This is a genomic window from Pyxidicoccus trucidator, assembly GCF_010894435.1.
GTDB classification, from domain to species: Bacteria; Myxococcota; Myxococcia; order Myxococcales; family Myxococcaceae; genus Myxococcus; species Myxococcus trucidator.
Genome location: NZ_JAAIXZ010000011.1, coordinates 365,582 through 383,249, shown reverse-complemented (window position 1 = coordinate 383,249; position 17,668 = coordinate 365,582). Strand labels below are relative to the sequence as shown.

Genomic DNA, 17,668 nt, shown 5'->3' with positions numbered 1-17,668 from the left:
GGCGCCGCTGAGCCGCGTCACTGGGGCCACTGTGGCCAGTGGAGGATGACTCCGTTCTCGCCCACCACCCAGAGGTCCGCAGGGCTGGTACCGGCGATGTCTTTGAGCCGGAGGCTTGTGTCCTCGAAGACCAACTCCCATTGCTGGCCGTTGTAGCGGTAGATGCGGCCATTGTAGGCGGTGGCGTAGGCCGAGGACGCGCCGAAGGCGACGACGGAGGTCAGAGTCTCGGTGTTGGTGCTGGGAAAGCTCATCTTGCTCCAACTTGTTCCATTCCATCTCAGGACGGAGTTCGACTCGCCGACCGCGAAGGCGACCTTCTCGTTCACGACCCACACGCCATTGAGGCGGGCCAGCCCGGTGATGGACTGCACGTACTCCGTCTGCCACTGACCGCTGGTCGCGTTGAAGCGGTAGATGCGCGGCTCGGGCACCGTTGACCCCGACCCCGGATCGTAACCGCCTACGGCGAAGAGCGCGGCGCGGGAGACTCCGTGGACATCGTGAAGCGGGGCCACGCCCGTGGTGCCGTAGGTCACGGTGCTGCCACCATCCCAGATGAACGTGGAGCCGCTCGACATGACGGGGGAATCCAAGGTGACTCCGTGAAGCTCGAGGCTAGTTCCATTCCTGATGCCGACCAGTCCTCGGACATCACGGTCGATGTCATGCATCTGGCTGCAGTTCGGGTTCGTCCTGTCCTGGTAGACAAGCCTGCCCCCGATGGAACCGAAATAGCTGCGGCCATTGTTGGCCTCGTCTACCCACAAGGTGTTCCAGCCGCTGTTGGTGGGTGTGCAGCCGGTTGTCGTTGTTTGGAAGGTGTTGCTTCCTGGCGTCAGCCTGCCGCGGGCGTCGACTAAACCTACGACTCCCACGCCACCGGGAACCACGCTGAAGACGGATCGCCACTCCTGGGCGCCTGAGCCCACCGTGCGCTGTGCCCAGATGGGTCCACCGGTGGGGCAGACCGCAGCGGCCTCAGGCTGGTTGTCGCAGTTGTTGTCGAGCCCGTCACACAACTCCGGGGCGTTGGGGCGGGTGAAGGGATTGCCGTCATCGCAGTCGCTTCCCTGAGGCGCAAAGCCCGCCTGAGGCGCACAGGTTTGCTGCCTCCCGGAACTCTGGCCATATCCATCTCCGTCATCGTCCGGGTACCAGGCGGGAATCGGCTGGGAGACCACGCAGGTGGTCTCGGTGCCGGCCGAATTGCACCGCATCTCCCCCGCGCACTGGCTGGCTACGTCGGTGCACGGCGTTCCGAGCTGTGGAAAAGTCTCGTCACCCGGTCCGTCGCAGTCGTTGTCCCTTCCATCGCAGAGTTCCGGGGCGCCGGCGTACACGGTGGCGTTTCCGTCGTCGCAGTCATCATGCAGGCCAGTGACGTAGCCAGCCGGCACGCCGGCGCAGAAGGGCACGGCGAAGGCGTCCTGATCACCGTGACCGTCCCGGTCCACATCCGGCCAGGCCAGCGTGTTGGCACCAGTGACGAAGCAGACCACCGCGCCGTTGTCGCCACACTGGCGCGTGCCCTCACAGCTGCCGCCTTCCGTGCAGGTCTGGCCCAGACGGAGCTCCTCCTGGTCCGATTGGCTGTTGCAGTTGTCGTCCACCCCATTGCAGCGCTCTTCCGCCACGCCCGGGTTGATGGTGGGGTTCGTGTCATTGCAGTCAGTGCCGCCGCTGAGTGCTGACACGTAACCGTCCTGGTCCTCGTCCGTCGCGGTCAGTTGCAGTGCGGCAGTGGTCACTCCTCCCTGCCTCAGGATGACTCGCGCCGACTGGAGCACCGCAGGGTTGCCATCCAGCGCGTCGCAGGTGCGCTCAAAGGCGCTGGCCTCCACCTCGACCTCGGTGCCCCACGCCGCCGGTGGGCGCACGGCCACGATGAGCGCGCCACCGGTGGGCTCGCCACGGCCCACCACCTGAGCGGAGAGTTCCTGGCTCGTATGCTCATCGCGAGCCAGCACACGCACGCAGGCAGGACGGAAACCCTGATAGCTGACGGTCAGCTTCACGGCCCGGCATGCCGATGTGTTTTCTCCCAGCACCGCATCGGCCGCGCCCCCCGCGCCCTCGACGGGGTTGAGAGGACTGTCGCACTCTCCATGAAGCTCCTCGAGGCTCGGCACGGTGCAGGACATACCCAGCAGCAACAGGAGGGCGGCGGCTGCGCGAATCATGGTGACACCTCCGCCTCGTGCACTGTCTCTCCGCCGGTGAACCAGGTGATGACTGCGCCTGCGGCGGCGGTGACCGCGACGCCGAAGAGGATGTTGGCCGCGAGCGCCTGTCCCCGCGCCTCATCCAGGCGGGTGAGCTGATCCTCGGTATGGCTGGCGGCGCGCGCGTCCTGAATGTTGCCCTGCGAGCGAAGGCCGAAATAGCTGCCCGCGCCTCCAGCCACCACGCCTGCTCCCAGCAGGATTGTAGGAAGGGAGCGGAAACGGCGGGTTCGCTGCTCGTTCAGCGACGGCACGCCCAGGTCCACTCCAGGGGCAGGTTCGGGAGCTGTGGGATTGGGCGCCGCAACCCGTTCCGGTTCCCGTGTTGGGGGCAGGGTCGGCCTGTCCATGGGAGGAGGGGGGAGTTGCAGGGGCTGCGCCTTCGCGCGGGCCTGAGCCTCTCGCTCGGTGCGCACCTCCGCGCGAACGGCTTCGAAGTCACGCTCCACCTTGGGGGAGACCTTCACCGGAAGGCGTGCATCCAGCTTGAGGGACAGGGCCTCGCGAAAGGCCGTGAGCGACCGAGGACGCTGACCGAGGTCCGCCAGCACGACGCCCTCGTACAGCGCCACCTGGGCCCGCTCGTCGTCCGTCTTCGCCAGCGTCTTCGTCTGTGCCAGCGCGTCGAGGGCCTGTTCGTATTCCAGTTCCTCGTAGAGCCGCGCCGCTGTCTGCAAGCGGTCTTGGAGCGCGTCTTCCTTGGCTGAAGTGTTCAGTACGGCGGGCGCGGAGCGCTGCGCGAACGCTCGCCCCGGCAGCACCAGGACTAGGCCCAGGAGCAGGGTGCGAGCGGAAATTCCCCAGAAATTGACGCTTTCCATGCAATCCAACTCTACCACGCGGGGCGAGGGGCTCAGTGCCCGGGCTCCTCGGGCTCTCATGAGTCTGGATGGCAGTCGCTACTCCAACTCCTTCCGTCTGGCTTTCCGTCGCGAAGCTGTGCGGCCGTGTGTCGCCAGGATTCCGGTTGCCAGCTTCACCAACCGGTTGCGCAGTGCCTCCGGCGCAAGCACTTCGAAGCCGCCGCCCACTTCACAGAGCTGCGACACCGCAATCGTCTCACGCTCGAAGTCCACGGTGACGTTCTTGAAGCCATCCCGCGTCCTCGGTGCCGCCTCGAAGCGCGCGCGGTCGGCGGGAGGCCGTATCCCCTTCAGCGTCTCCTCTGCCTCCGCCGTGAGTCGCAGCGTGACTTCATAGCTCGCCCGCTTCTCCGCGAACCGCTTGCACCACTGCCGCCAGAACGCCGGCAAGTCAAACCGCGCCGGGCGCGTGAAAGTCTCCGACAGCAACCGTACTCCCTCCACCCGTGAGCCCCGGTAGACGCGCGGCTCCTCGCCATTCCCCGCGACGAGGTACCAGCGGTCCGCCTTGATGACGAGCGCGTATGGGTCCACCACGCGCTTGCCGCGCTGGCCCTCGAAGTCCCGGTACGTCAGCGACACCCGGCGGTCCTGCCACACCGCATCTCGCAGCACGGCCAGGTGGGGCACGGGCTCGCGCTCTGCGAACCACGAGGACGCGTCCACATGGAGCCGCTGTCTCGCGTACTCCAGCGCGGGCTGCTGGATGGCCGGCAGCGCCGCCGCCAGCTTCACCATGCCCGTACGCAGTGGCGCCGACAGCCCCAGGTCCTCCAACGCCCCCGGAGCCCCCACCGTCGCCAGCGCATGCAGCTCCGCCCGCGTCAGCCCGGTGAGCTGCGTGCGCCACCCCTCCATCAACGCCACTCCACCGGTCGCTCCACGCGTCGCGTACACCGGCACGCCCGCGCTGGAGAGCGCATCCAGGTCCCGATGAATCGTGCGCTCGGACACCTGGAGCTCACGCGCAAGCTCGCCCGCCGTCATCTTCGGACGGCTCTGGAGCAGCAGGGTCAGACTGACGAGTCGGTCGGCACGCATCTCTCGAATCCAGCGCGGAGTGTACGCCGGGAATCATGACAGCAGATGTCATGATTCCCTCCATAGGGTGCTCGCACCACCATCGCGAACCTCCCGGTTCCCAAGGAGCTTGAGCCCATGAAGCCACTCGAAGGCCGTATCGCACTCGTCGCCGGAGCCACGCGTGGAGCGGGGAGGGGAATCGCCACCATGCTTGGTGAGGCCGGTGCCACCGTGTACTGCACGGGGCGCAGTGCCCGGGGGCGGCCTGCCTCCGGCCCCAATCGCCCGGAGACCATCGACGAAACGGCGGAGCTGGTCGACGCACGCGGCGGCCGTGGCATCGCCGTGCGCGTGGACCACTCCGTGGAGGAAGAAGTCATCGCCCTGGTCGAACGCATCCGCCGCGAGCAGGGCCGGCTGGACATCCTGGTGAATGACATCTGGGGCGGTGAGCAGCTCGTCGAGTTCGGCCCTCCCTTCTGGAAGCAGTCCGCCGCGAAGGGGCAGCTCATGTTCGAGCGCGCCGTCTTCACGCACCTCCTCACGAACCGCCATGCCGTGCCGCTCATGGTGGAGAAGAACCAGGGGCTCATCGTCGAAGTCACCGACGGCAACCACTTCGGCTACCGGGGAAGCCTCTGGTACGACCTGGTGAAGATGACCGTCATCCGCCTGGCCTTCGGCATGTCCCGGGAGCTGCGCCGCACGAAAGTCACCGCGCTCGCCGTGACGCCCGGCTTCCTGCGCTCGGAGGAGATGCTGGAGCACTTCGGCGTGACGGAGGCGAACTGGCGCGACGGCGCGAAGGTGATGCCTGACTTCATCTGCTCGGAGACTCCGTTCTTCGTGGGGCGCGCCGTCGCCGCGCTCGCCGCAGATCCGAACGTGGGCGCGAAGGCCGGCCGTGTCTTCGCCTCCTGGGACCTCGCGCGCGAGTACAACTTCACCGACGTGGACGGCTCGCAGCCGCACTGGGCCGAGCACTTCGCGCGCACCTACGGCAAGCCGTATTCCATCGCCGACGAGGCTGCATATGCCTCGTGGCTCGACAGCTCCATCGAGGTGGTCAAGCCCGACTGGCCCAGCTACTGAACAGGCGCGTGCCTACTCCGCCCCACATCCTCGAAGCCGCTCCGCCGCTCACCCCCACCGAGCGACCGGCCAGGGCCCCCGAGTGACGGTTGGGCCACGCGCCCGTGGACGCAGCGCGGCGGCGTCGATAGGGTGCGCGGCTCAATGGAACGCCCCTCCGCGGTATCCGCCCTCGAGCTTCAGGTGAAGTCCCGGCCTGTGCCTCGTCATGTGGGCATCATCATGGATGGCAACGGCCGCTGGGCGGAGTCCCGGGGCCTGCCGCGGCTGGAGGGCCACCGCGAGGGCAGTGCCAGCGTGCGCGAGGTCACCCGCACCGCGCGCCGTCTGGGCATCCAGGCCCTCACGCTCTACGCCTTCTCCTCCCAGAACTGGGCCCGTCCCGCCGACGAGGTCGCCGGCCTCATGGAGCTGCTCCGCGACTACCTGGAGCGCGAGCGCCCCGAAATCCTCGACAACAGCATCCGCCTCAACGCCGTGGGCGATGTGGAGCGGCTGCCCCGCTACGTGCGCGAGCCGTTGGACAGGCTGATCGCCGACTCGGCGCACAACACCGGCATGGTGCTGTCGCTGGCGCTGTCCTATGGCGGGCGTGAGGAAATCCTCCACGCCGCCACGCGCATGGCCGAGGCCATCGCCAAGGGCGAGCTGACCGCGGGCCGCGTCGAGGAGCAGGACTTCGAGCGGTTCCTCTGGACGAACGGGCTGCCGCCGCTGGACCTGGTGGTGCGCACCAGCGGCGAGCAGCGCGTGTCCAACTTCCTTCTCTGGCAGGTGGCGTACGCGGAGCTGTGCTTCACGGACGCCCTGTGGCCGGACTTCCGCACCGAGGAGTTCCTCCGCTGCGTGTCGCAGTTCCAGCAGCGTGAGCGGCGCTTCGGACTCACTTCCGCCCAGGTGAAGCGGGAGGATCCTCCCCAGCGGGCCAAGGCTTGAACGACAAGAACCGAAACCTCGTCATCCGCGCCGTCTCGGCAGTGACCCTGCTGCCCCTGGTGCTGCTGCTGCTCTACCTGGGCGGCATCTGGAGCGCCGGGCTGCTGGCCCTGGCCGCTGCCGCCTGCGTGGGGGAGTACTACCTCATCGTCCAGAAGCGGCTGACGGTGGCCGCCTGGGTGGGGATGCTCACCGCCGCGGTGCTGCCCTTCCTTCCGCTGAGGGACGCCGCCCGCACGGGCGAGACGGCCTTCTGGCTGACGGTGGCGTTCTCGTTCTTCGCGTGGATCTACCACCTCTTCAAGGGCCCCCTGGCCGAGGCCCCCACGCGCACCGCCCACCTGGTCAACGGTTTCCTGTACGGCGCGGTGGGCCTCACCGCCCTGTCCGCCCTGCGCCTGCTGCCTGACGATGGCCTGGCGTGGGTCATCTGTGCGCTGGTCATCACCTGGGCCAACGACACCGCCGCCTACTTCTTCGGCCGCTTCCTGGGGAAGCACAAGCTCTACCCCGAGGTGAGCCCCAACAAGACGTGGGAGGGGTTCTTCGGGGGCATGGTCGGCTCGGTGGGCGGCATGTTCATCGCCAAGGCGGGCTTCTTCCCCGTCTTCACCGTGTGGGACTGTGTGCTGCTGGGCGTGGCCGGCGGAATCCTCGGCCCCGTCGGGGACTTGTGCGAGTCCATGCTCAAGCGGGCCTACGGCGTGAAGGACTCGGGCTTCCTCATCCCCGGGCACGGCGGCGTCCTGGACCGCATCGATGCGCTGTTGTTCAACGCCCCCCTGGTGTTCGTCTACGTGCAGTTCGTGCGCGGCCTCCTCCCGTAACTCCGCGCACTTCCGCCCGCCTGCCTGCTTGGCGGGCCGCGATGTGCGTTGTCCGTCCGGGCGCCCACGATTACTGTTGCGCCCATGCTCCAGACCGTCCAAAACGCTGGGTTCTTCATCCTGTTGCTGGGCGTGCTCGTCACGGTCCACGAGCTGGGCCACTTCCTGGTGGCGAAGGCCTGTGGGGTGAAGGTCCTCAAGTTCTCCATCGGCTTCGGTCCGAAGCTGATGGGGTTCACCAGGGGCGAGACGGAGTACCAGATTGCCCTGCTGCCCCTGGGCGGCTTCGTGAAGATGGCGGGAGACCTGCCCCACGAGGAGCTCAGCCCGGAGGAGGCCAGCCGCGGGTTCCTCGCGCAGCCCCCCTGGAAGCGCGGGCTCATCGTCCTGGCCGGGCCGGCCTTCAACCTCATCTTCCCGGTCCTCATCTACTTCTTCGTCTACCTGGGCCCGCACCAGGCAACCTCCACCCTGGTGGGCAACGTCAACCCGGGCATGCCCGCCGTCGCCGCCGGCATCCGCCCCGGTGACAGGGTGCTGGCCGTGGATGGCGTGGAGGTGCGCACCTTCGACGACATGCGCGACGCCTTCGTCGGGCGCTTCGAGCGGCCCGTTCCCGTGGTGGTGGACCGGGATGGCAAGCAGCTCACCCTGCAGGTGACGCCGGTGAAGCACGTCGAGTCGTCGCCCATCGACACGGTGGAGCGCGGCCAAATCGGCGTGGAGCCGGTGTCCCGGCCGGCGCTGGTGGGCGTGCCCCGGGGCTCCGTCGCGGAGCAGACCGGCCTGCGCACCTTCGACCGCGTCCTCTCCGTCAATGGGGTGGGCATCAAGGACGAGGCGCGGCTGCACCAGGCGGTGAACAAGCACCCGGAGGGCACGCCGCTGCAGCTCACCGTGCGGCGCCTGGACCCGGTGCAGGCGGGCGCGGTGACGGGGCGCGTTCCCCAGGTGCTCCAGTTCACGGTGCCCAAGCAGGCGGGCGAGGGCATGGCGGCGCTCGGCGCCGAGGGCGTGGACCTCTACCTGGCGACGGTGGCTCCGGGCAGCGCAGCCCAGAAGGCCGGCATCCAGCCGGGGGACCGCGTCGTCTCCATCAACGGGGAGCCGCTGCTGTCCTTCCACCAGCTGGCCACGAAGCTCAACGCGATGAAGGAGCAGCCCTTCACGCTGTCGTGGCGCGGCGCGGGCGGCGAGCGCACGGAGAAGCTGGCGCAGGCGCCGCTGGAGACGGTGGACCGCACAGGCACGCCGACCAAGGCGGTGGCGCTGGGCGTGCTCAACTGGGGGCTGACGGCCGCGGACTCGCCCGTGCTGGACGAGGTGACGGTGCACCTGGGCCCGGGCGCGGCCTTCAAGGAAGCGGCGCTCATCGTCCCGAAAATCGTCGGGCAGATGGTGAAGGTCATCGGCGGGCTCTTCGTGGGCAAAGTGCCGCTGAACACCGTGGGCGGGCCCATCATGATGTACCAGTTGGCGGGCAAGAGCGCCGAGCAGGGCCTGGACAGCTTCCTCCACCTGATGGCCATCATCTCCATCAATCTGGGAGTGATGAACCTGCTGCCCATTCCCGTGCTGGACGGCTTCCACCTGCTGTCCGCCGCGTGGGAGGGAATTCGCCGCCGCCCCATTCCCGTTCGTGTTCGCGAGGTGGCCAACATGGTGGGCCTGGCGCTGCTCATCATGTTGATGCTGCTCGCCGTGTCCAACGACGTCATGCGCTAGAGGTGCCATGCGAGGAAGCGCCGTCGCCTTCATCCTGGGGTTGAGCATGCTCGGCGCATGCGCCCCTCGCGCCGCGAAGCCCCAGCCGCCGGAGACGACGTCCGCGCGGCAGACCCCGACGTCCACCGGCTCGTCGGGCGTGACGAAGCGCGAGCAGATGCCGCGCACCTACGTGGGCGAGGGACTGGCCTCCTTCTACGGCCCGGGCCTGCACGGCCGCCCCACCGCGAGCGGGGAGAAGTTCAACCAGAACGCCCTCACCGCCGCGCACCGCAAGCTGCGCTTCGGCTCCTGCCTGCGCGTGGTGAACATGGAGAACGGCAAGCAGGTGGAGGTCCGGGTGAATGACCGGGGGCCCTTCATCGAGGGGCGCATCATCGACCTGTCCAAGGCCGCCGCGGCGAAGCTGGGCATGCTGGACAAGGGCGTGACGCGGGTGCGGCTGTACCGCTGCGAGACGCCCGTCTCGGAGATTCCCCGGGCATCGTGGGCCGTGCCGGTGTAGGGAGCGGGCCCATGTTCCTCTCGCTGGACACCTCCACGCTGACCCTGTCGCTCGCCCTGGTGGAGCGTGAGCCGTCCGAGCGAGGGCCCTCCGGAAGCCTGCGCGTGCTGGAGCACGTGGTGGTGGGTCCGCCCCAGAAGCAGAGCGAGGCGCTGCCCGGCGTCGTGGGGGAGTTGCTCGCGCGGCATGGCGTGAAGCTGGCGGACCTGGAGGGGCTGGCCGTGGGCCTGGGCCCAGGCTCCTTCACGGGGCTGCGCATCGGCCTGGCCACGGTGAAGTCGCTGGCGTACGCGACGGGACTCAAGGTGGCCGGGGCGTCGTCGCTGGCGGCGGTGGCGCTGGAGGGCCCGGAGGACGTGCCGCTGTACTGCCTGGCCGTGGCGCGCAGGGACGACCTGTACCTGGGCGCGTACGTGCGGCGGGGCGGGACGGTGGAGGCGCTGGAGCCGGAGACGGCCATGTCCCCCCAGGAGGTGGCCGCGCGCCTGGCCGCCGAGCCCCGCGCGCTGGCGCTGGGGCCCGCGCTGACGGACTACCGCGCCGCGCTGGAGTCGCACGGGGTGGCGCCCCAGCGGCTGCTGGCGGGGCCGGCGTTCCCCTCGGCGGTGGAGTTGGCGCGGCTGGTGCGCTTCCCGGAGGAGCGCTCGCTGCAGGCGCTCTTCGCGCTGGAGCCGCACTACGTGCGCGCCTCCGAGCCGGAGCGCAACCCGAAGTTCCCCCCGCTGCCCGGGCCGGCGCCGACGGCGCGTTTGAAGGAAGACTGACGCTCTGCCCTCGCGGCGCTCGCCCGCGCGTGCGCGGTGACGTAAAGGACGCGCCATGAGAGACGACCTGAAGATTGGCGTGGTGGGTGCCACCGGCGTGGTGGGCCGCGAGGCGCTGGCCGCGCTGTACGCGCAGGACGTGCCCGCCGAGCGCGTGCGTGCCTTCGGCTCCGAGCGCTCGAAGGGGCTCGACGTGGAGTACGGCGAGGACTCGCTCGAGGTGGAGCGGGCCACGCCGGAAGCCTTCCGGGGGCTGGGGCTGGTGCTGCTGGCCACGCCGGCCGAGGCGTCGCGCACGCTGGCGCCGGCCGCGCAGGCCGCGGGCGCGTGGGTGGTGGACGCCAGCTCCGCCTTCCGGAGCGACGGCAACGTGCCCCTGGTGCTGCCGGGCTTCAACGCCGAGGCGCTGGGCGCCGGCTTCACCTTCAAGGGCCGCGTGGTGTGCCTGCCGGGCGCCGTCACCTCGGCCGTGGTGCACGTGGTGGAGCCGCTGCGCCGGGCCTTCGGCGTGGTGCGCGCGCAGGTGACGGCGATGATGAGCGTGTCCAGCGCGGGTGTGCGCGGGGTGGCGGAACTGGAGAAGCAGACGGCGGACCTGCTCTCCGGGCGCGAGCCGGAGCCCCAGGCCTTCCCCCACCGCGTGGGCTTCAACCTGGTGCCCCAGGTGGGCGGCTTCATGGTGAACTCGCCCTGGACGGAGGAGGAGGGCGGCTGGACGCTCGAGGCCGCGCGCCTGTTCTCCTCCCGAGGCGAGGTGCCCGTCATCGCCGGCACCGCGGTGCAGGTGCCCACCTTCCACGGCCACGGCATCACCCTCAACGTGCAGCTCAAGAAGGCCGGCCCGGTGGAGCAGGTGCGCGCCGCCCTCAAGACGTCGCCCGCCCTCAAGGTGCTGGACGCCCCCGGCGAGCGCATCTACCCCATGCCCATGCTTGTCATGTCGGACCCCGCCGTGCACGTGGGCCGGGTGCGGGCCTTCCCCCAGGCCCCCGAGTGGGTGACGCTCTTCGCCGCCGTGGACAACGCCAGCCGGGGCGCCGGCCTCAACCTGGTGGAGGCCGGGCTGAAGCTCGCCGAGCGCCCCGCCTGACAAAATGGCAAACCCCCGCTCACGGCCTTGCCTGTTTGGCGGGGCGGGGGGCTCCCCCCGAGGGGAAACAGGCCAGCCAGGAAGGGGTTGTGGGTGGCCTCCCGCTTGCTAGCGTGCGCGTACCCATGCGTTTCCTACTCGTTGGTCTCCTGCTCTTCGCGTCGACCGCCCTGGGGCAGACCCTGACCCTGACGGTCAACAACACTCCCACCACCAACCAGCCCCTCGGCCTCAACAGCTTGGACTGCGACCGGGACCTGGACCTGGACTGGACCTTCGCGGGGGTGGCCTGTGAGCCGCTGCAGCTCTGGGTCACCACGTCCGGCTCCTGTAGGGAAGAGCCCGCGACTGGCGACTACGTGCTGGAGGACGTGCCGGAGGCGAACGTCAGCACCCCGGGCACCGTGGTGCGCTCCATCGACGTGAGCCGCCTGCCCATCTTCTCGGGGACGGATGGCGGCACGGGGACGTGTGAGACCGCCAGCGTGGAGCAGACGATGCGCGTCTGTGGCGCCACCTTCGTGGCCAACGCCCTGAACCCCACCGCCTGCGACGTGTCCGTCAAGGTGAGCACGGCCCCCCTGCTGCGCTTCGACACCAAGGCGCCTCCCAAGCCCGCCATCTCCGCTGTGTCCGCGCGCGACTCGGCGTTGGGCGTCACCGTGACGGCGGAGAGTGACACCACCGTGAAGGTGTCCGCCTATCCGCTGGACGCCGACGGCGGGGTCGGCACCGAGGTGTCCAGCGACGAGACGACGTCTACCGAGGGTACCGCGGAGCTGTTGGGACTGGAGAACGGGGTGACCTATCGCGTCGTCGCGGTGGCGACGGACGTGGCGAAGAACGCCAGCGAGCCGTCGGACCCGAGCGAGGGCACGCCTGTCGCGAGCAATGGCTTCTACGGGGGCTATCTGGGCGCGGGTGGCGACGAGACGGGCGGGTGTGGCGCGACGGGCGGAGGCATCGCGGGTGGCGCGGTGCTGGCCGCCCTGGGGTTCTGGTTGTCGAGGAGGAAGCAGTCATGAGTCGGGCAACGGCCCTCGGTTTCGCGGCGCTCCTGGCCGCGCTTCCCGCATGGGGACAGGATTCAGCGGTGGTGGAGGAGGAAGTGTCGCTGCAGTCGCCGCGCACGGGCGGAGTCGCGTTCCGGCTGGGCGGGTACAGGCCGCTCGTCGACGAGGAGGAGGGGCTCAACGGCACGCCGTACAAGGACACCTTCGGTGATGCCTCGCTGCTGCTGTTCGAGGCGGAGCTGCAGCGCTACTTCTACCAGGGCTTCGGCACGGCGGGCATCGGGCTGTCCGCTGGCTACGGGGAGAAGTTCGCGCCCGCGAGGCTGGCCAGCGGTGCCGCGGCGGGGGAGCAGACGGCCATCAAGGTCATCCCGCTGGGCGTCAACGCCTTCTACAAGTTCGACTACGCCGCCTTCGAGTGGGGAATCCCCCTGGTGCCGTACGGCAAGCTGGGCCTCATCTACACGCCGTGGTGGATTACCAAGGGCAGCTCCACCGAGACGGTGGGCGGCAACAAGGGCTCCGGCGGCAAGTGGGGCTGGGGCGCCACCGGCGGCTTGGCCTTCATGCTCGACGTGCTGGAGCCGCGTTTCGCACGTGACTTCGACTCGGACCTCGGGGTGAACCACAGCTACCTCTTCGCCGAGTACACGTACGCGGATGTGAACAATTTCGGCGCGGGCGGGCTCAACCTGTCGAGCCGGCGCTGGATGTTCGGACTGGCCCTGGACTACTAAGCGGCTCATGCCGCTTGCCCCACGCCCCTCCGTCCCGCTGGTCGCGCTCCTGCTGCTGACTGCCGCCGTGGGCCCTGGGGCCTCCGGCTGCAAGCGGGCGGTGCGGCCGGAGCTGGGTCAGGACCGCACGGTGGAGGCGGGCGTGCCGGTGGAGCTCGGCTCGCGCGAGGAGGGCGCGGAGGCCGTCACCTGGGAGCTGGGTGACGGCACCGCGCTCCAGCAGGCCGCGCGGCTGTCCCATGCCTATGCGCGGCCGGGCGCGTACACCGTGCGCGCGCTGCACAAGGGCGAGGAGGTCGGCCGCGTCCAGCTGTCCGTGGTGCCCCGGCCGGTGCTGCGCGCGGTGCCCGCGGGCGCGCAGACGGCGCTGTGGATGCCCCGGCTGCGCGGCGGCGTGGAGCCGCTGGTGGACTTCTACGAGCGGCTCATCGGCCCGGAGAACGCGCGGCGCTCGCTGGAGGAGGCCCCGTTGGTGTCGCTGGTGCTGCGCGGCCTGGACGGCGGCCCCAGCGTCGTGGACCCCGAAGAGGGCTTCGGCTTCTTCCTGCTGCCGGGCTTCGACGGCGTGGTGGCGCTGCTGGGCATCCAGGAGCCGGCCGAGGCGATGGACGCCGTGGTGCGCGAGCTGGAGGAAGCGGGCCACCGGGTGCTGCCCCAGGAGGACGGCTCGGCGCGGGTGGTGCCCGGGGACGGTGGCCCGCCCCTGCTGCTGTTCGTGGACCGGGGCTACCTCTACCTGGCCGTGCCGGAGAGCCCGGACGCGCCGGAGGAGGGCGAGCCGATGCAGGCGCAGCTCGTGGTGTCCCCGGACCCGGAAGTCGCCCGTCGCGCGGTGATGGGGCTCACCGGGCCCGGTCTGTCCGAGGAGCCGCTGCTGGGCGAGCTGCGCGGGAAGGTGGCCGAGGGCAGCGTGTACCTGTACTCGGGGGCGCGCCCGGAGCCGGAAGAGGAGGAGGGCCCCGTGCGCGGCTTCTTCGCGTCGCTGGGCGTGGGGCCGGAGCAGCTGGAGCTGGATGGCTTCCTCGCCTCGTCCCGTCCGCTGTGGCAGAGCGCGGGCGCTCCGGCGTCGGCCCTGCTGGAGCAGGCGGCATCAGGCCCCATGGCGGCGGCGCAGCTGTCCGTGCCTCCCGAGGAGCTGGCGAAGCTGGCCTTCGGCTCGCCGGGCTCTCCGCGCCGTGAGCGCACGCTCGAGCTGTGGCGTCAGGAGGGCCTGGACGCGGAGGCGCTGCTGAAGGCGCTGCGCGGCGACGTGGCGATGCTGGTGTACTTCGACGCGCCGGCCTTCTTCCGCAACTTCATCCGCAACAAGCGGCCGGAGCCCAAGGGCACCGTGGTGGTGGAGGCGGGCATCACCTCCGCGGAGGCGGTGCGGGGGCTCGTCGACAAGCAGCTCCAGGACCTGTCCCTGGGCTTCACCACGCAGAGCCTGCCGGACGGCGTGCTCTACCGGACGAAGGTACGGGAGCAGCCGGTGGAGCTGCGCATCACCGCGCAGCGGGCCACGCTGCTGGCCGGCGAGCAGCTGGAGGGGCGCCCGCGCGGAGACGTGGGCACGGCGCTGCGCGAGCGCTTCGGCGGCCAGGCGTTCGGCGCGGGGCACGTGTCGGTGATGCTGGACCTGGGGCAGCTGCGCGCGGACCTGCAGGCGCCGGAGGAGGTGCCGGGCGTGCCCTCGGGGCAGCTCGACGCGGCGCAGGCCTTCACCGGGGCGCTGCTGGAGCAGCTCACGCCGCTGGACTCGGCGTTCCTGGACCTCTCGCTGGCGGAGGGCGGGGCCCGGCTCAAGGGGCGCGTCTCCCTGCGCGGCGCGCGGGAGGTCTCGCGTTGAGCGGGAGCGGGAGTGTCACCGTCCTCTTCTTCGCCGCGGCCCGCGAGCGCGCGGGTGGTGCGCGCGCGGTGCTGGAGGTGCCCGAGGGCGCGCTCGTGAGGGACGTGCTGCGGCTGCTCACCGAGCGGCACCCGGCGCTGGCGCCACTGCTGCCGCACCTGCGCGTGGCGGTGGACCAGGAGTTCGTGGGCCCGGAGGCGCCGGTGCGCCCGGGCGCGGAGGTGGCGCTGATTCCGCCGGTGGCGGGTGGCTCGCCCGGGCTGTTCTCCGTGGTGGACCGGCCGCTGCGGCTGGAGGACGTGGTGGAGGCGGTGGGCGGCGAGGCGTACGGCGGGCTGGTGACGTTCAGCGGCTCCGTGCGCAACCAGACGAAGGGCCGGCGCGTGCTGCGGCTGGAGTACGAGGCCTACGCGCCCATGGCGGAGAAGAAGCTGGCGGAGATTGGCGCGGAGGTGGCGTCACAGTGGCCCGGGACGCGGCTGGCCATCGTCCACCGCGTGGGCACGCTGGTGCCGGGGGAGCTGGCCGTGGTCATCGCCGCGGCGGCACCCCACCGGAAGGAGGCCTTCCGCGGCTGTGAGCACGCGATTGAGCGGCTCAAGCAGGACGTGCCCATCTGGAAGAAGGAGTTCTTCGAGGACGGCGAGGTCTGGGTGGGCCTGGGGCCCTGACCTCAGCGCACGCGGAAGAAGCCGGGGAGGTTGGTGTTGGTGCCGCCATCCGCCTGCTGGGCGCGCTCGGTGTCGGTGAGCGGGCGCGCTGGCGTGTCCACACCCAGGGCCTTGCGGCGCTCGGCTTCCTTCTCGGCCGCCATCTTCAGGGCGCGCGCGTTGGCCTCGGCCTTGCGCTCCGGCGTCGGGCCCGCGATGAGGAAGCCCACCGGCAGGCTGAGGAAGAGGGCGCTGACAATCACGAGCCAGCCGAAGTCCTTCCACTGGAGCCGGCCCACGCGCTCCTTCACCACGGAGTCCTGCACCACCAGGGAGAGGTGTCCCTCGGAGAGGCGCAGCGTCATGCCGTCGGCCAGCTCCACGGAGGTGCGGCCATCCTGCCTGCGCAGCGCTGTCTCGGGGATGGTGCCGAAGACGTCACCGCGCACCTTGCGCTCCGTGCGCACGGCGGGGGGCAGATGGATGCGCCAGCCGCGCTCGGTGCGCTCGGCCAGGAGGAAGGGCTCCTCCGGAAGCGTGAAGCCGTAGAGCGGCATCGGGGCCTTCTCGTCCGGAGCGGCGTGGACGCTGGCCTGCTCGGGGCCGTAGCTCCAGGCCTCGGACAGGTTGGTGCCCCAGTACAGCTCGCAGTACAGCCCTCCGCTCGGCTTGGTGCTCGTCACGCGCTGAAGCATAGGTCCCTTCACCGGCCGTCGCCCCTCGAAGTGAGGGGGGACGTCTCGCGGACGACTTCCTTTGCCCGCCAGGCTCCTGGACAGCCGGGGAGGTGCGGAGGTTCCAGGGAAGGGAGCGCCCGCGGCTGACGCTACGGCGGCGGGTCGGCCGCCGTCGCCGGAGGCTGGCTGCCCTGGTCCGGTGTCGAGGCATCCGCTGTCGCGGCGCCACTCGCGACTGTTCCCGCATCCGGGGCGGGGGCCACTGCCTGCGCCGGTGTCGAGGCGTCCGGTGTCGCGACGACGCTCGCGACAGTCCCCGCATCCGAGGTGGGGGCCACCGCTTGCGCTGGTGTCGAGGCATCCGGTGTCGCAGCGACACTCACAGCCGTCCCCGCATCCGAAGCGGGGGCCACCGCCGGCCGCGCGGCCACCCCCGGAGCACCGGGCGCGGGTGCTGCCGGCGCGGTGGCGGTCCCCGGCGTGGTCCTCACTGCGGGCGTGGGGGCTCCGGCCGGCGCCACCGGTACGGCGGGTCCCGAGCCCGCCACCTGTGCCGGCGCGGGGGCCGGGCGCACCGGCAGTGCCCGGCGGATCTCCATGCCCGCGATGGCCAGGATGACCGCGGCGATGGCGAGGAAGCCCACCGTCTGCGCCACCGTCTCCACGCGCGTGGGAAGCTTCCGGCCGCTCGCCGCCTCTACCAGCAGCAGCACCACCCGGCCGCCATCCAGTCCGGGCACGGGGAGCATCGTCAGGAGCGCCAGCGCCACGGACGCTGCCACCAGCGCCCTCAGCACCGAGTCCATCCCCGACGCCCTCGCATCCGAGGACTCCTGCCGCATCAGCGCCCCGGGCCCCTCCATGTCCTCGTGATGCGGCCCGCTCACCAGCCGCACGAGCATTCCCAGGCCCTCGGTGGCCACGCTGCCCGTGTGCGCGAAGGCGTGGCCCAGCGCCTCGCCCGAGCCGTGCGTGCGGTACACGTACTGCTGGCTCACACCGATGCGGCCCGTGCCCCGCTCGTCCGGACGTGGGCGCACCTGCACCGTGCGCTGCTCGCCATGCCGCTCCACGCCCAGCTCCAGCGTGCGGCCCGGCGACTCCGCCACCTTCTCCACGAACTCCGACCAGTTTCGCGGCGGCTGCCCGGCCACGCTGACGATGCGGTCTCCCGGCAGCAATTGCGCTCGCGCCGCCTCCGAGCCGGGCTGCACCGTGCCCACCGTCAGCGGCACCACCACGTGCGTGCCCGACGTGTACAGCGCGAACAGGATGCCCAGCGCCAGCAGGTAGTTGGCCAGCGGCCCCGCCAGGATGATGAGCATGCGCCGCAGCGGGCCCAGCACCCGGAAGCTGCCCGCTTCCTCCGCGTCCGCGCGGTGCGGGTTCAGCCCCTGCACATGCGCCGTGGCCCCCAGCGGAATCGCGGCCACCATGTACTGCGTCCCCCACAGGCGGAAGGACACCAGCGGAGGACCGAAGCCCAGCACGAAGCGCGGCACCCGCACGCCGAGCAGCCGCGCGGCGACGAGGTGCCCCAGCTCGTGCAGGGCCAGCAGCGCCCCGAGGGCGAGCAGGACGAGTGCGTAGTGCATCCGGGCGCGCCGCTCCCTACAGCTTCCGACGCTGCCCGGTCCGCTTGCAGGCCAGGTAGTCGGAGAGGATGGTGCCGTGGTCGAACATGGCCCGCAGTCTAACCGCGCCCGCCACGAC

General features: G+C 70.7%; 16 protein-coding genes. 11 read left to right on the top strand and 5 right to left on the bottom strand.

Translation table 11 applies throughout. From position 1 onward, the window contains the following. Positions 1-17 precede the first annotated feature (17 nt). The 3 genes from G4D85_RS29615 to G4D85_RS29605 form a co-directional block, all read right to left on the bottom strand. Positions 18-2,183 carry a putative metal-binding motif-containing protein gene (locus G4D85_RS29615; protein ID WP_164017367.1) on the bottom strand — a complete coding sequence of 722 codons (2,166 nt, stop codon included), beginning with the start codon at positions 2,181-2,183 and terminating at the stop codon, positions 18-20. Beyond that, the gene (locus tag G4D85_RS29610; RefSeq protein ID WP_164017366.1) at positions 2,180-3,046 is read right to left on the bottom strand and encodes a tetratricopeptide repeat protein; all 867 of its coding nucleotides are present in this window, start codon (positions 3,044-3,046) and stop codon (positions 2,180-2,182) included. Before G4D85_RS29610 ends, G4D85_RS29615 begins: the two co-directional genes overlap by 4 nt. Before the next feature lie 78 nt (positions 3,047-3,124). Continuing rightward, positions 3,125-4,129 carry a helix-turn-helix transcriptional regulator gene (locus G4D85_RS29605; protein ID WP_164017365.1) on the bottom strand — a complete coding sequence of 335 codons (1,005 nt, stop codon included), beginning with the start codon at positions 4,127-4,129 and terminating at the stop codon, positions 3,125-3,127. Positions 4,130-4,246: 117 nt separating this feature from the next. Here G4D85_RS29605 and G4D85_RS29600 point away from each other — a divergent pair, with 117 nt between their 5' ends. The 11 genes from G4D85_RS29600 to G4D85_RS50380 all read left to right on the top strand — a co-directional run bounded on the left by G4D85_RS29600 (position 4,247) and on the right by G4D85_RS50380 (position 15,299). Continuing rightward, the gene (locus G4D85_RS29600; RefSeq protein WP_164017364.1) at positions 4,247-5,203 is read left to right on the top strand and encodes an SDR family oxidoreductase; all 957 of its coding nucleotides are present in this window, start codon (positions 4,247-4,249) and stop codon (positions 5,201-5,203) included. Between the two features lie 144 nt (positions 5,204-5,347). Continuing rightward, a complete protein-coding gene (locus G4D85_RS29595; protein ID WP_164017363.1) occupies positions 5,348-6,139 on the top strand; it encodes an isoprenyl transferase in 792 nt (263 codons plus the stop codon). Continuing rightward, complete coding sequence (locus G4D85_RS29590; RefSeq protein WP_164017362.1) at positions 6,136-6,966, top strand: phosphatidate cytidylyltransferase; 831 nt, start codon at positions 6,136-6,138, stop codon at positions 6,964-6,966. The genes G4D85_RS29595 and G4D85_RS29590 overlap by 4 nt, the downstream gene beginning before the upstream one ends. Before the next feature lie 84 nt (positions 6,967-7,050). Further along, positions 7,051-8,691: an RIP metalloprotease RseP gene (rseP, locus tag G4D85_RS29585; protein WP_205525766.1), complete on the top strand. Its 1,641-nt coding sequence runs from the start codon at positions 7,051-7,053 to the stop codon at positions 8,689-8,691. 7 nt (positions 8,692-8,698) lie between these two features. Further along, positions 8,699-9,196 carry a septal ring lytic transglycosylase RlpA family protein gene (locus G4D85_RS29580; RefSeq protein WP_164017360.1) on the top strand — a complete coding sequence of 166 codons (498 nt, stop codon included), beginning with the start codon at positions 8,699-8,701 and terminating at the stop codon, positions 9,194-9,196. An 11-nt stretch (positions 9,197-9,207) separates the two neighbouring features. Beyond that, positions 9,208-9,960 carry a tRNA (adenosine(37)-N6)-threonylcarbamoyltransferase complex dimerization subunit type 1 TsaB gene (gene tsaB / locus G4D85_RS29575; RefSeq protein ID WP_164017359.1) on the top strand — a complete coding sequence of 251 codons (753 nt, stop codon included), beginning with the start codon at positions 9,208-9,210 and terminating at the stop codon, positions 9,958-9,960. Between the two features lie 55 nt (positions 9,961-10,015). Then, the gene (locus tag G4D85_RS29570; protein WP_164017358.1) at positions 10,016-11,050 is read left to right on the top strand and encodes an aspartate-semialdehyde dehydrogenase; all 1,035 of its coding nucleotides are present in this window, start codon (positions 10,016-10,018) and stop codon (positions 11,048-11,050) included. 125 nt (positions 11,051-11,175) lie between these two features. After that, positions 11,176-12,075, top strand: coding sequence for an MXAN_2561 family MXYO-CTERM-anchored protein (locus G4D85_RS29565; protein WP_164017357.1), 900 nt, complete (start codon positions 11,176-11,178; stop codon positions 12,073-12,075). Continuing rightward, positions 12,072-12,800 carry an MXAN_2562 family outer membrane beta-barrel protein gene (locus tag G4D85_RS29560; RefSeq protein ID WP_164017356.1) on the top strand — a complete coding sequence of 243 codons (729 nt, stop codon included), beginning with the start codon at positions 12,072-12,074 and terminating at the stop codon, positions 12,798-12,800. Before G4D85_RS29565 ends, G4D85_RS29560 begins: the two co-directional genes overlap by 4 nt. A gap of 7 nt (positions 12,801-12,807) precedes the next feature. Next, the gene (locus G4D85_RS29555) at positions 12,808-14,628 is read left to right on the top strand and encodes a PKD domain-containing protein (protein ID WP_164017355.1); all 1,821 of its coding nucleotides are present in this window, start codon (positions 12,808-12,810) and stop codon (positions 14,626-14,628) included. Beyond that, entirely contained in the window at positions 14,625-15,299 is a 675-nt protein-coding gene (locus tag G4D85_RS50380) for a molybdenum cofactor biosynthesis protein (RefSeq protein ID WP_164017354.1), read from the top strand. Before G4D85_RS29555 ends, G4D85_RS50380 begins: the two co-directional genes overlap by 4 nt. A gap of 2 nt (positions 15,300-15,301) precedes the next feature. Here the strand turns inward: G4D85_RS50380 and G4D85_RS29545 are convergent, their stop codons facing one another. Both G4D85_RS29545 and G4D85_RS29540 read right to left on the bottom strand, forming a co-directional pair. Further along, the gene (locus G4D85_RS29545) at positions 15,302-15,973 is read right to left on the bottom strand and encodes a hypothetical protein (protein ID WP_164017353.1); all 672 of its coding nucleotides are present in this window, start codon (positions 15,971-15,973) and stop codon (positions 15,302-15,304) included. A 131-nt stretch (positions 15,974-16,104) separates the two neighbouring features. Further along, positions 16,105-17,550: a M50 family metallopeptidase gene (locus tag G4D85_RS29540; RefSeq protein WP_164017352.1), complete on the bottom strand. Its 1,446-nt coding sequence runs from the start codon at positions 17,548-17,550 to the stop codon at positions 16,105-16,107. Positions 17,551-17,668 lie beyond the last annotated feature (118 nt).